Origin of the sequence: Sulfitobacter sp. (assembly GCF_039977885.1) — a bacterium.
Taxonomy (GTDB): Bacteria; Pseudomonadota; Alphaproteobacteria; order Rhodobacterales; family Rhodobacteraceae; genus Sulfitobacter.
Genome location: NZ_JBDWCI010000018.1, coordinates 15,673 through 28,954, shown reverse-complemented (window position 1 = coordinate 28,954; position 13,282 = coordinate 15,673). Strand labels below are relative to the sequence as shown.

The 13,282-nt window shown below is 55.7% G+C and carries 13 protein-coding genes and 1 pseudogene; 12 read left to right on the top strand and 2 right to left on the bottom strand.

Annotated features, from left to right (window positions below; all coding sequences use genetic code 11):
* Positions 1–6: 6 nt before the first annotated feature.
* From ABJM03_RS12335 to ABJM03_RS12280, 12 genes and pseudogenes are all read left to right on the top strand, one after another.
* Positions 7–903 carry a YicC/YloC family endoribonuclease gene (locus ABJM03_RS12335; protein WP_348417914.1) on the top strand — a complete coding sequence of 299 codons (897 nt, stop codon included), beginning with the start codon at positions 7–9 and terminating at the stop codon, positions 901–903.
* A 3-nt stretch (positions 904–906) separates the two neighbouring features.
* Complete coding sequence (gmk, locus tag ABJM03_RS12330; RefSeq protein WP_348417912.1) at positions 907–1,548, top strand: guanylate kinase; 642 nt, start codon at positions 907–909, stop codon at positions 1,546–1,548.
* Positions 1,545–2,066 carry a gamma carbonic anhydrase family protein gene (locus ABJM03_RS12325; protein WP_348417909.1) on the top strand — a complete coding sequence of 174 codons (522 nt, stop codon included), beginning with the start codon at positions 1,545–1,547 and terminating at the stop codon, positions 2,064–2,066. The genes gmk and ABJM03_RS12325 overlap by 4 nt, the downstream gene beginning before the upstream one ends.
* Before the next feature lie 2 nt (positions 2,067–2,068).
* Positions 2,069–3,106, top strand: a complete 1,038-nt coding sequence (locus tag ABJM03_RS12320; protein WP_348417907.1) for an ATP-binding protein — start codon at positions 2,069–2,071, stop codon at positions 3,104–3,106.
* 156 nt (positions 3,107–3,262) lie between these two features.
* On the top strand, positions 3,263–4,300 hold the full coding sequence (locus ABJM03_RS12315) for a substrate-binding domain-containing protein (RefSeq protein WP_348417905.1): 1,038 nt from the start codon (positions 3,263–3,265) through the stop codon (positions 4,298–4,300).
* An 84-nt stretch (positions 4,301–4,384) separates the two neighbouring features.
* A pseudogene (gene pstC, locus ABJM03_RS12310) lies at positions 4,385–5,890 on the top strand (phosphate ABC transporter permease subunit PstC).
* Positions 5,887–7,212 (top strand): phosphate ABC transporter permease PstA, encoded by a 1,326-nt coding sequence (pstA, locus tag ABJM03_RS12305; protein ID WP_348417904.1) that lies wholly within the window; start codon positions 5,887–5,889, stop codon positions 7,210–7,212. Before pstC ends, pstA begins: the two are co-directional and overlap by 4 nt.
* 15 nt (positions 7,213–7,227) lie before the next feature.
* Positions 7,228–8,025 carry a phosphate ABC transporter ATP-binding protein PstB gene (gene pstB, locus ABJM03_RS12300; protein WP_348417902.1) on the top strand — a complete coding sequence of 266 codons (798 nt, stop codon included), beginning with the start codon at positions 7,228–7,230 and terminating at the stop codon, positions 8,023–8,025.
* A gap of 4 nt (positions 8,026–8,029) precedes the next feature.
* The gene (gene phoU / locus ABJM03_RS12295) at positions 8,030–8,740 is read left to right on the top strand and encodes a phosphate signaling complex protein PhoU (protein ID WP_348417900.1); all 711 of its coding nucleotides are present in this window, start codon (positions 8,030–8,032) and stop codon (positions 8,738–8,740) included.
* A gap of 4 nt (positions 8,741–8,744) precedes the next feature.
* Positions 8,745–9,434, top strand: coding sequence for a phosphate regulon transcriptional regulator PhoB (phoB, locus tag ABJM03_RS12290; protein ID WP_348417898.1), 690 nt, complete (start codon positions 8,745–8,747; stop codon positions 9,432–9,434).
* Between the two features lie 333 nt (positions 9,435–9,767).
* The gene (aroQ, locus tag ABJM03_RS12285; protein WP_348417896.1) at positions 9,768–10,208 is read left to right on the top strand and encodes a type II 3-dehydroquinate dehydratase; all 441 of its coding nucleotides are present in this window, start codon (positions 9,768–9,770) and stop codon (positions 10,206–10,208) included.
* A complete protein-coding gene (locus ABJM03_RS12280) occupies positions 10,205–10,960 on the top strand; it encodes a LuxR family transcriptional regulator (protein ID WP_348417894.1) in 756 nt (251 codons plus the stop codon). The genes aroQ and ABJM03_RS12280 overlap by 4 nt, the downstream gene beginning before the upstream one ends.
* A gap of 405 nt (positions 10,961–11,365) precedes the next feature.
* On the opposite strand, the gene tsf is transcribed toward ABJM03_RS12280, so the two are convergent.
* Together tsf and rpsB are read right to left on the bottom strand one after the other, a co-directional pair.
* A complete protein-coding gene (gene tsf / locus ABJM03_RS12275; protein WP_348417891.1) occupies positions 11,366–12,241 on the bottom strand; it encodes a translation elongation factor Ts in 876 nt (291 codons plus the stop codon).
* A gap of 77 nt (positions 12,242–12,318) precedes the next feature.
* Positions 12,319–13,092, bottom strand: coding sequence for a 30S ribosomal protein S2 (gene rpsB / locus ABJM03_RS12270; protein WP_348417889.1), 774 nt, complete (start codon positions 13,090–13,092; stop codon positions 12,319–12,321).
* Positions 13,093–13,282: the final 190 nt, after the last annotated feature.

Sequence of the window (13,282 nt, the reverse complement as noted above, 5' to 3'; positions counted from 1 at the left end):
GTAGATATGATCAAATCCATGACGGGCTTTGCCGCCCAGTCAGGCAATATGGCCCCTCACAGCTGGAGCTGGGAACTTCGCGCAGTGAACGGCAAAGGATTGGACCTGCGCATCCGGGTGCCCGACTGGATCCCCGGGCTCGAAGCGAATTTGCGGGCGCGGCTGAATGCAGCGCTGGCACGGGGCAATGTGGCGCTTGGCCTAAGGGTCATCCGTGAGGACGGCGCTGGTGCCGGCACCTTGGCCGTAAACGAGGCGCAGCTTGCGACCGTACTTGCCGCTTTGGGCCAGATTGAAACGGCGGCCATGGATGCGGGCGTGTCGCTTGCGCCGTCCAAAGCCACCGATATCGTCACCATGCGCGGCGTTCTTGAACAGGCCGTGGTCGAGGATGACAATGATGCACTTGCAAAAGCTCTGTTGGCAGAGTTTGACACAGTGCTCGCCGCTTTCGAGGCCATGCGCGCCGCCGAAGGGGCCGCATTGGAGGCCGTGATGCGCGATCAGCTTGCCCAGATCAGTGCGCTGACAACGGAGGCGACCCAATTGGCACAGGCCCGCAGCCTTCAGGCCGCTGAAACGCTAAAGCGCAACCTTGCTCTCGTGCTTGAAACAGCCGAGGAAATTGATCCTGACCGGATCGCGGCCGAGCTTGCGCTGATTGCAGTTAAATCCGATATAACCGAAGAAATCGACCGGCTACACGCGCATGTCGAGGCTGCCACAGCATTGCTAAGCCAAGAGGGCCCAATCGGGCGAAAACTGGATTTTCTGATGCAGGAGTTCAACCGCGAGGCCAATACGCTGTGCTCAAAGGCGCAAAACAGCGAATTGACGCGCGTGGGACTGGCGCTCAAAGCGGTGATAGACCAACTGCGTGAGCAGGTGCAGAATGTGGAGTGAACAATGAACGACCGGCGCGGCCTTTTGATTATTCTTTCCTCGCCTTCAGGCGCGGGTAAATCCACTTTGGCCAAGCGGCTGATGAAATGGGACGACACGCTAAGCTTTTCTGTATCGGCCACCACCCGCGCCCCGCGCGAAGGGGAAGTGGACGGCAAGGATTATCTGTTCGTCACCGAAGACGATTTTCGCAAATGGGTGGGTGAGGGCGAAATGCTTGAACATGCCCATGTGTTTGGCAACTTCTATGGATCACCCAAAGGACCGGTAGAAAAAGGCATCAACGCGGGTCGCGATGTGTTGTTCGATATCGACTGGCAGGGGGCCCAACAGATCCGCAACTCGCCCTTGGGCCTATATACATTGTCGATTTTCATCCTGCCGCCGTCAATCGCAGAGCTGCACCGCCGGTTGGTCAGCCGCGGTCAGGACGACGAGAAAACGATTGCCAAGCGCATGCAGAAAAGTTGGGACGAGATCAGCCATTGGGACGGCTATGATTATGTGTTGGTAAATGATGATCTTGACGCAACCGAAGAAAAACTCAAAACCATCATTGCCGCAGAACGGCTCAAGCGGACGCAGCAGCCACAGCTGAGCGATATCGCCCGCAAGCTGCAAGCGCAGTTCGAGGATCTGAAATGACCATCTACGCGCTTGGCGATAAGGCACCGCAAATTAGCGACAGCGCATGGATTGCACATGATGCCAATGTCATTGGCAATGTGTCACTTGCCGACAAATCATCTATCTGGTTCGGCTGCACCCTGCGCGGCGATAATGAGCTGATTTCCGTAGGCGCGGGATCGAATGTGCAGGAAAACTGTGTGTGTCATACGGACCCCGGTTACCCGCTGACGATTGGCGTGAATTGCACCATCGGTCACAAAGTAATGCTGCACGGCTGCACGATTGGCGACAACACGTTGATTGGCATGGGCGCGACAATACTGAACGGTGCCAAGATCGGAAAAAACTGTCTGATCGGGGCAGGGGCATTGATTACCGAGAATAAAGTCATCCCTGACGGCAGCCTTGTGATGGGCGTGCCGGGTAAAGTGGTGCGCGAGCTGGACGCCAAGGCAATTGCAGGGCTCAGCCGAAGTGCAGAGCACTATCAACAGAATGCGGTGCGCTTTGCCCGCGATTTGAAGGCGATATAATCATGACACTCCCGCTGCCTGTATCTGATGTTCTGGCGGCGGTGCCGCTGCCTGCGTTGGCAATTGCGCAAGGTGAACAAATCCTTTCAATCAACGCCACTGCGCAAAAACTGTTGGGGCTGCCCGCTCAGGGGCGCCATTTCATCACCGTACTTCGCCAACCCGCCGTGGTCGAAGTGGTTGAACGTTGTCTGGCGCAGGGAACACAGGGCACCGCGGAGTATCTTACCCGCGAGGATGGCCATGACGTGACCTATACGGTGACTGTCACCGCCGTAGGGGATTCCGGCACGGTTCTGGTGACATTTCAGGATATCAGCCATGTCGCCGCCGCAAGCCAGATGCGCCGTGATTTTGTTGCCAATGTCAGTCATGAGCTACGCACACCGCTGACAGCGCTGATGGGCTTTATCGAGACCTTGCGCGGGCCTGCACGCGATGATGCCACTGCGCGCGAGCGGTTTCTCGAGACGATGACCAAAGAAACCGAACGCATGAACCGGCTTGTGGGTGATTTGCTATCGCTTAGCCGGGTCGAGGCGGACGAGCGGGTGCGCCCATCGGGGCAGGTCGATCTGGTGGCGATTATGTCCACCACCATGCGCAATCTCAATCCATTGGCCGTTGAGGCGGGGGTGACGTTGGTCCCGCAGCTTCCCGATCATCCGGTGCAGATCGGCGGGGATAGTGACCAGCTGATGCAGGTTTTCACAAACCTGATTGAAAATGCGATCAAATATGGTGGCGCGGATAAGCCCGTAACAATCACCCTGACAGAACATGACGAGATACCAGCACTTCGCGCGGCGGGTATTCAGGTGAGCGTGCGCGACGAGGGGCCGGGAATCGAGCCGCAACATTTGCCGCGCCTGACAGAACGATTCTACCGTGCCGACAGCCACCGCAGCCGTGCATTAGGCGGGACCGGGCTTGGGCTTGCCATTGTAAAACACATTCTGAACCGCCACCGCGGCCGGATCAAAATAGCCTCTGAACTGGGGCAAGGCTCTGTATTTACGGTTCTTTTACCAATCAAATAGGCCTGCTGTTGATTAATGTTCCGGTAATGATTGTTACAAAAATCCCCGCCTGTCATAAAACTGTAATACAACTGTCACAAAAGCACAGCACAGGCCTTTTAGACCACCATCAAGTCACCATGGGGTGATGGGATTATTTGCTGACAGGAGACATAGATGTCTTTCGTAAAACTTTCGACTTCCGCGCTGGCCATTGCTGCCGTATCTGCAACCGCTGCTGCCGCGCGTGATCAGGTTCAAGTTGCCGGTTCCTCCACTGTATTGCCCTACGCTTCCATCGTAGCTGAAGCATTTGGTGAAAACTTTGATTTCCCAACACCGGTTGTTGAGTCCGGCGGCTCCTCCGCGGGTCTCAAGCGTTTCTGTGAAGGTGTTGGCGAAAACACCATCGACATTGCAAACGCGTCCCGCGCGATCCGCGAAAAAGAGATCAAAGCCTGCGCCGAAGCCGGTGTGACTGACATCATCGAAGTACGCGTTGGCTATGACGGGATCGTTTTCGCCTCCGACATCAACGGTGCAGAATTCGCCTTCACGCCAGAAGACTGGTACAAGGCACTGGCCGCCGAGCACATGGTTGACGGCAAACTGGTCAAGAACACCTACAGCACATGGGACCAGGTAAACCCTGACTTCCCCGCACAGCCTATCGCGGCCTATATCCCGGGCACCAAGCACGGCACACGCGAAGTGTTCGAAGAAAAAGTGATCCTTGCCGGTTGTGAAGCCAGTGGCGCACTGCATGCAATGACTGACGCAGGTATCGACGAAGACACCGCCGAAGGCACATGCATGGCGATCCGCACAGATGGCGTATCTGTAGACATCGACGGCGACTACACTGAGACGCTGGCGCGTATCGAAAGCAACAAAGACGGCATCGGCGTATTCGGTCTGGCCTTCTATGAGAACAACACTGACAAGCTGCAAGTTGCAACAATGTCCGACGTTGTACCTTCCACCGAGAGCATCTCGACCGGCGAATACCCTGTATCGCGCCCCTTGTTCTTCTACATCAAAAAAGCCCACATCGGCGTCATCCCGGGCCTGAAAGAATTCGCTGAATTCTTCGTCGCAGACGAAATCGCAGGCCCAGACGGCCCATTGGCCGAATACGGTCTGGTATCCGATCCAGAACTGGAAAAAACTCAGGAAGCAATTTCCAACGAGACCGTCATGGGTGGCGGGGCCTAAAACCCATGCAATAAATGAAATGACAAGGGGCTGCTTTTGAAGTGGCCCCTTACCTTTAGCGCCGATTGGCGGAGCCCTGTGACCATGACTTTACTAAGTAGCCCTCTCACCCTTGTCCTTGTTGTGCTGGCGCTTGCTGCCATCGGATATGTCACGGCCCGAAGCCGGGCCATGTCGCGTGCAGGGGGCGATGCACGTGTCTTGCACTCGCTGCCGAATTACTACGGCATGACTGCCGCCATGTTCACAACCATCCCCGCACTTGGCGTGCTGGTGATCTGGTTGTTGACCCAACCCATGATAATTCAGAATGCGGTGCTTCCGCTGTTGCCCGCTGCGGCGGTTGAGACAGAGGGCACGCAATCGCTGGTGATGAGCGATGTGAACCGCGTAGCAGACGGGCTTGGTATCGCGCTGAGCCAAGGCGTGCTGGATGCGCAAAGCATCGCAGCCCTGCGCGATGATCCGGCAACATTACGTGCTACTTTGGCCAGCGTAGGTGTGGCACTTGGCTCTGATGTAGAGCCCTAAGTGCTGGCCGCCGCAGAGAAGATGCGCAGCCTCGATGCGCGCTGGGATGCGGTGCGCTCAGGTCTGGTGCTCATACTCGCGCTGGCTGGTTTACTTTTCGCGCTACGCGCTGCTGATCCTGCGTTCCGCGCGCGCAATGTGGTTGAACGCGGCGTGCTTGCGTTGCTGGTTCTGGCTGCCTCACTCGCGATTATGACAACCGTTGGCATTGTACTGTCCATGGCGTTTGAGACGATCAACTTCTTCAAACTGCACCCGTGGCAGGACTTCTTCTTCGGCAGCGCATGGGCACCGAACTTTCGTGGCAATAGTGAGCTGTCGATCCTGCCGCTGCTATGGGGGACCTTCTACATCTCCATCATCGCGCTGCTGGTGGCTGTGCCGGTTGGCCTGTTTGCAGCCATTTACCTCAGCGAATACGCAGGCCCTAAACTGCGCGCGGTGGCAAAGCCACTTTTGGAAATCCTCGCTGGGATCCCGACCATCGTTTACGGCCTGTTTGCCTTGCTGACAGTCGGGCCGTTTCTGGTGGATATCTTTGGGCGCGCCGGGGTTCTGAGCATGGAAGGGCTGCGCGATGGTGCGCCGCTGATGTCTGGCGCCACAGCCGTCATCACGGCAGGTCTGGTCATGGGCATCATGCTGATCCCCTTTGTCTCCTCGCTTAGCGACGACATCATCAACGCCGTGCCTCAAAGCCTGCGGGACGGCTCTTACGGGTTGGGGGCCACACCCTCTGAAACGATCCGTCAGGTGGTTCTGCCGGCGGCGCTTCCGGGTATCGTCGGGGCGATCCTATTGGCAGCCTCACGCGCCATTGGCGAGACAATGATCGTGGTACTGGGGGCAGGGGCCATTGCGCGCTTCTCGGGTAACCCCTTTGAGGCCATGACCACCATCACCACCCGCATCGTGAGCCAGCTTACCGGTGATACGGATTTTGCCAGCCCCGAGACGCTTGTGGCCTTTGCCCTTGGCCTCACGCTGTTTGTCTTGACCTTGGGTCTGAACGTAATCGCCCTTTATATTGTGCGTAAATACCGGGAGCAGTACGAATGACCGACGCAACCCACACATCGCTTCTGAAACAAGACGCCCGCACGACCAAGCGCAACCGCGCCGAGGCCCGGTTCAAAGCTTACGGTCTGACCGCCATTGCCATCGGGATGTTGATGCTGATCATCTTGCTGGTCACCATTGTCGGCCGCGGCACAGGGGCGTTTCAACAGACGTTCCTCACCGTTCCCGTGACATTGGATGCGGCCAAGATCGATAAGAAGGGCAATAGAAATATTGATGACATCAAGAAAGTGTCGACCTTTGGCTATAAACCATTGCTGAATGCAGCGTTTGAGAAACTGGTCGCCGATGGCACGTTGGAATCCGATCTGGCACCGAAAAAGATGGCAGGTATTCTGTCCAAAGGTGCCGAAGCGCAGATGCGCGATGCGGTGCTGGCTGATCCGAGTTTGATCGGTCAAACCGTGGAGTTTGATTTCCTCGCCTCGGGCCGTGTGGATGGCTATCTCAAAGGGCGTGTAACCCGCGCCAGCATTGCCAACGACAAAAACATCAACGCAGAGCAGCTTGATCTTGTTGACCAGATGATCGCCTCTGGTGTGCTGGAAAAGAAATTCAACCTTGCCTTTATCACAGGGGCAGACAGCTCTGATGCGCGGCCAGAGGCGGCGGGGATTGGGGTGTCCATGGTCGGGTCACTTTTCATGATGCTGGTCGTGCTTGCGCTGGCTTTGCCCATTGGTGTGGCCGCGTCGATCTACCTTGAGGAATTCGCGCCAAAGAACTGGATTACCGATGTGATCGAGGTGAATATCTCGAACCTCGCTGCGGTGCCGTCGATCGTATTCGGTATTCTTGGTCTGGCTGTGTTCATCAACTACATGCACCTGCCAAACTCCGCTCCGCTTGTCGGGGGGCTGGTGCTGACGCTGATGACATTGCCGACGATTATCATCTCGACACGTGCCTCTCTCAAATCCGTACCTCCGTCGATCCGCGACGCGGCATTGGGGGTAGGGGCCTCAAAGATGCAATCAGTGTTCCACCATGTGTTGCCCCTTGCGGCGCCTGGTATTCTGACCGGCACAATCATCGGGCTGGCGCAGGCTTTGGGCGAAACCGCTCCTTTGCTGCTGATCGGGATGGTCGGGTTTATCGCCTCCAACGGTCCTGAAAGCATCAGTGAGGGCCTGCTGAGCCCGAACTCTGCCATGCCGGCGCAAATCTACGAATGGGCCAAACGCTCTGACCCTGCGTTCTATGAGCGCGCTTGGGGCGGCATCATCATCTTGCTGGTCTTCTTGATCACAATGAACGCAATCGCAGTCATGCTACGCCGCCGCTTTGAGCGCCGCTGGTAAGCAAGGAGAGACATCATGCGAGACGACACACAAATACCGGAGGCAAAAGCCGTGACCACTTCAAAAATTTCCGCCCAAGGCGTGCAGGTCTATTACGGTGAAAATCACGCGATCAAAGACGTCAACGTCGAGATCGAAGATAAGACTGTAACCGCCTTCATCGGCCCGTCAGGCTGCGGAAAATCCACCTTTCTGCGCTGTATCAACCGGATGAACGACACCATCGACATCTGCCGCGTCGAAGGTAAAATCCTGATCGACGGTGAGGATATCAAAGACCCCAAAGTCGACCCTGTGCAACTGCGCGCCAAGGTCGGCATGGTTTTCCAAAAGCCGAACCCCTTTCCCAAATCCATCTATGACAATGTCGCCTACGGCCCCCGCATTCACGGGCTGGCCCGCAACAAGGCCGAGCTGGACGAGATCGTGGAACGCGCGCTGAAACGCGGTGCTATCTGGAACGAAGTAAAAGACCGGCTGCACGCACCGGGCACAGGGTTATCCGGTGGCCAGCAGCAACGTCTGTGCATCGCACGGGCTGTGGCCACTGAACCTGAAGTGCTGTTGATGGATGAGCCATGTTCAGCGCTGGATCCGATTGCCACCGCTCAGGTCGAAGAGCTGATTGACGAGCTGCGCCAAAGCTATTCGGTTGTGATCGTCACCCACTCGATGCAGCAAGCCGCGCGGGTGAGCCAGCGCACAGCGTTCTTCCACCTCGGCAACCTTGTCGAGTTCGGGGACACAGACAAAATCTTTACCGCGCCCGAAGACCCGCGCACAGAAAGCTATATTACAGGAAGGATCGGTTAAGATCATGGAAGAGCAAAACCACATCGCCTCTGCCTTTGACCGCGACCTTGAAAAGGTTCAGGCCCAGATCATGAAGATGGGCGGATTGGTCGAAGACAGCATCCGTCTGGCCGCTAAAAGCCTTGAATCCCGCGATGAACCGCTGGCCGAAAAGGTGCGGGCAGGGGACAAGGCCATCGACCTGCTTGAATCGCAGATCAACGAAGATGCCGCACGCGTCATCGCCCTGCGCGCGCCCGCGGCTGTTGACCTTCGCATGGTGTTGAGCGTCATAAAAATATCAGGCAACCTCGAGCGTATTGGCGACTATGCCAAGAACATGGCCAAGCGCACGGGCGTTCTGGCGCAGATGCCACCGGTCAATGACAGCGCCGGTGCGATCCGCCGCATGGCGCGACTGGCCGAAGAAATGCTCAAAGATGCGTTGGATGCCTATATCCGTCGCGATGCGGATCTGGCCGCTGACGTGATCGCCCGCGATGAGGATCTGGACCAGATGTATAATGCGTTGTTTCGCGAATTCCTGACCTTCATGCTCGAAGATCCGCGCAACATAACGGCCTGTATGCACTTGCATTTCATTGCCAAAAACGTCGAACGGATGGGCGATCACTGTACATCCATGGCCGAACAGGTCGTGTATCTGGTGACCGGCACGCACCCGGATGAGGCGCGCCCGAAGGCGGATGAAACCTCTATCAATACGCAGGTATGAAGCGATGTCGGTAGACAAAATTCAAGTTTTGCTGGTCGAAGACGAACCGGCACAGCGTGAAGTTCTGGCATATAACCTTGAAGCCGAAGGTTATGCGGTGCGCAGCGCGGATAATGGTGAAGAGGCTATGATCCTCATTGATGAGGCCGCACCAGACCTTATCATCCTTGATTGGATGATGCCGCTATTGTCCGGCATCGAAGTCTGCCGAAGGGTAAAAACGCGCACCGATACAAAAGACATACCTGTGATCATGCTCAGCGCACGGTCAGAGGAAGTCGACGCCGTACGCGGCCTTGATACCGGTGCGGACGATTACATCGTTAAACCCTATAACCTGCGTGAGCTGATGGCCCGTGTGCGCACACAATTGCGCCGCGTTCGACCAGCGGCTTCGGGGGCGATGCTGACGTTTGAAGATATCATGCTAAACGCAGAGACCCACCGTGTGATCCGGTCGGAGCATGAGATCAAGCTGGGGCCGACAGAGTATCGGTTGCTCGCGACATTGATGGAGAAACCGGGACGGGTTTATAGCCGCGATCAGCTGCTCGATACCGTTTGGGGCCGCGACATCTACGTGGACACGCGCACCGTGGATGTCCATATCGCACGGCTACGCAAGGCGCTGGCCGGCGGAGGTGGAACAGATCCCATCCGCACAGTGCGTGGCAGCGGCTACGCTTTAGGCTGAACAGCATTCCTCAGAACCCCGAGCTGAACTTCAATACCGGCTCGGGGGGATTGAATTGAGCACACTCGTTCAGGCCTATTCGCGCATATCCAAATTCTGCATAATCAGTATTATGTTAAATAAATACATACCACAGTTGCGCTGACGTAAGATAACCGGCACCTGTGCCCATCAAGGTAACGTAAACGGCATTTTTTAACCCCTTACCATTTGGATTTTGCTACCCTTATATGTAGAGAAACATATATGCGCATTGCCGGAACATGACCTAAACACTGGACAGCCCTGCATCATACTGGCAAAATTTGTAATCTTTTTTGCATTGGATACTTCATGGCTTCGGTTCTTGTTCTCAACGGCCCAAACCTCAACCTGTTAGGCACACGCCAACCGGAAGTTTACGGATCAACCACTCTGGCAGATGTTGAAGCTGCTTGTGCTGTCCGTGCTGCTGAACTGGGCCTGTCGGTCGAATTTGCGCAATCGAACCACGAAGGTGTGATGATCGACGCTATTCACGCGGCCAAATCTGTCCATGACGGTTTGGTCATCAACGCCGGTGCCTATACCCATACTTCCATTGCGCTCATGGATGCGGTCGCCTCGGTCGAGCTACCCATGGTCGAAGTCCACTTAAGCAACATCCACGCGCGTGAGCCATTCCGCCATGTCTCGTACCTGTCCAAAGTCGCCATCGGCCAGATCTGCGGATTTGGAGCCCAAGGCTATCTGATGGCGCTGGACGCTCTTCATGTCAGGCTGTCCACACCGTGAGATTACGTGAGTACCTCATAGATGTTGCGGACAGCCAAAGCATCGAAGAGCTTTGGGATATGCATGTCGATAAAATGGCCGAGTTCGGCTTTGATCGGTTGCTTTACGGTTTCACCCGTTACCGCACGTCGACCTCATTGGGCGATCCGAGCGATTTTATTCTGCTGACCAATCACAGCCCTGAATACACCTCTGTTTTCATAGACGAAGGCCATTACTTTCACGCGCCGATGGTCCATTGGGCCTTGGCCAATCAAGGGGCACGCAGCTGGAAATTACTAGCTGAGATGAAGAACAGCCAGACGCTCACTCCTGAAGAGGCCCGCGTTCTGGAGTTCAACAAAGAAATGGGTGTAACTGCGGGATATACCATAAGTTTTCAATCAACTTCAGTTCGCACAAAAGGTGCAATCGCATTAACCGCAAAAGCGGGGATCGAGCAGGAAGACGTTGATGCGACATGGGCCGTCCACGGGACAGACATTGCCTTGATGAACAATATCGTTCACCTGAAAATCTTGTCCCTGCCCTATACTGCTCCGAACCGGAGCTTGACCCCCAGACAGCGCGAAGTGCTTGAATGGGTGGGCCACGGGAAAACCACACAGGACATTGCGATTCTGATGGGGCTCAAGGCGGCAACTGTTGAAAAACACCTACGCCTCGCGCGGGAAGCCCTGGACGTTGAAACCACAGCGCATGCGGTCATGAAAGCGGCATTTGCCAATCAAATGTTTATCCTAGACCGCTGAAATCTAAATTAAATTCGAAAGGTACGGAATACCTGACTTCCCCTATGACGGGAAGTGAGCGACATTCCGGTTACCAAACCATTAAGGCTTAGCTAGGTTGGTGAGAGGCTCGATTATCTCTGCAATTACAGGGCTCTATCGGGTTTTCGTGTGGTTGGACGCCCCTGTGGCACCATCTGCCGATGCAAAAGGTCTCGTCTCTCCCCGGAGTTGATGTTTTCAATGGGGCTAATTGCGCAGCGCGGCTTTCCAAACGGGAAGCCGCGTTGTTCATTTATGGGGGTATTTTAGCCGCCTGCCCTATAACACCCCTACCCTGAGACTTGCGCAGTTTATTGAGCCGCATACAAAAAAGGCGGCGCATTTGCTGCACCGCCTTTCTTAGTCGTAGATGATATCAAAAGTTTAGCTTTGGCTTACTTTTGCAACTTCTGCGGCAAAGTCTTCTTTGACGACTTCGATGCCTTCGCCAACTTCGAGGCGAACAAAACCGGAAATAGTCGCACCTGCTTCAGCAGCAGCCGCGCCAACGGTCAGGTCAGGGTTCACAACGAAAGACTGGTTCAACAAGGTCACTTCGGCCATGTATTTCTTCATACGGCCAACGATCATTTTCTCGATCACTGCTTCCGGCTTGCCGGATTCGCGCGCGATGTCGATCTGAACCTGCTTTTCTTTCTCGACCACTGCGGGGTCAAGATCGTCTTCAGACAACGAGGCCGGGTTCACAGCAGCGATGTGCATTGCAACCTGTTTGCCAAACGCATCGTCGCCGCCGGTCATTGCAACCAGAACACCGATTTTACCCATGCCAGGTGCAGCAGCGTTGTGTACGTAGGATACAACAGTGTCGCCTTCGATCGCGGACATGCGACGTACGGACATGTTTTCGCCGATCACAGCAACGGCGTCTGTCACGGTCTGCTCAACGGACTTGCCGTCCATGTCAGCCGCTTTCAGCGCGTCAATATCTGCAACGCCGGTCGCTACAGTTGCAATGCCTGCAACCATTTTCTGGAAGTCGGCGTTTTTGCCAACAAAGTCTGTCTCGGAGTTGACTTCAACCGCAACACCGCGGCCACCGTCAACGCTGACTGCGACAAGACCCTCTGCCGCGGTGCGGCCGGATTTCTTGGCGGCTTTTGCCAGACCTTTGGTGCGCAGCCAATCAACAGAGGCGTCCATGTCGCCATTGTTTTCTGTCAGCGCTTTTTTCGCGTCCATCATGCCCGCGCCGGTCTGCGCGCGGAGTTCTTTGACCATAGATGCTGTAATTGCCATCGCTATGGATCTCCTATTCTAAGGTGTACAGTCGAGGCAGGTTGTACCCTGCCCCGTGTTACAAGCCTGTGACAGCTTTAGCTCGCGGCAGGTGCTTCTTCAGCAACGGCTTCTTCAACAGGTGCTTCTTCCATCGCACCCAGATCAACGCCAGCGGCGCCCAATTGAGCGGACATGCCGTCAAGAGCCGCACGTGCAGCCAGATCGGTGTACAGAGCAATGGCGCGTGCCGCGTCGTCGTTACCCGGGATGATATAGTCGATGCCGTCAGGCGAGCAGTTGGTGTCAACCACAGCCACAACTGGGATACCCAGTTTGTTGGCTTCTGCGATGGCCAGCTGTTCTTTGCGTACGTCGATAACAAAGATCAGGTCAGGACGGCCGCCCATTTCACGGATACCACCCAAAGAGGCTTCCAGCTTGGCTTGGTCGCGTTCCATGCCCAGACGCTCTTTTTTCGTCAGGCCGGCAAAACCGATCTCGGACTGCTCGTCGATGGTTTTCAGACGCTGGATGGATTTGGACACGGTCTGCCAGTTGGTCAGTGTGCCGCCGAGCCAGCGGTGGTTCATGTAATATTGTGCGCATTTCTCTGCGGCATCTGCGATCGGCTGTGCTGCCTGACGCTTGGTGCCAACGAAAAGAACGCTGCCGCCTTTAGCGACGGTGTCACGGATGATCTTCAGCGCGTCCTCAAGCATTGGGACGGTCTGTGTCAGGTCCATGATGTGGATGCCGTTACGCGCGCCGTAGATGTACGGACCCATGCGTGGGTTCCAGCGCTGTGTCTGGTGGCCAAAGTGTACGCCTGCTTCAAGCAGTTGGCGCATGGAGAACTCAGGAAGAGCCATGTCGGTATTACCTTTCCGGTTTAGCCTCATCGGGGGTATGACAGCATATGCTGCCAACCGGCGGACGTTTGAGGATTTCTCCCCCAAAGGCCCAACCCCGATTGCGGGTTTAAGTAGCGCGCGTATACGGCGGTAAGGCAGCCTATGCAAGAGACAAACATGACTTCGTGGTTATGATGGACAAACGGCT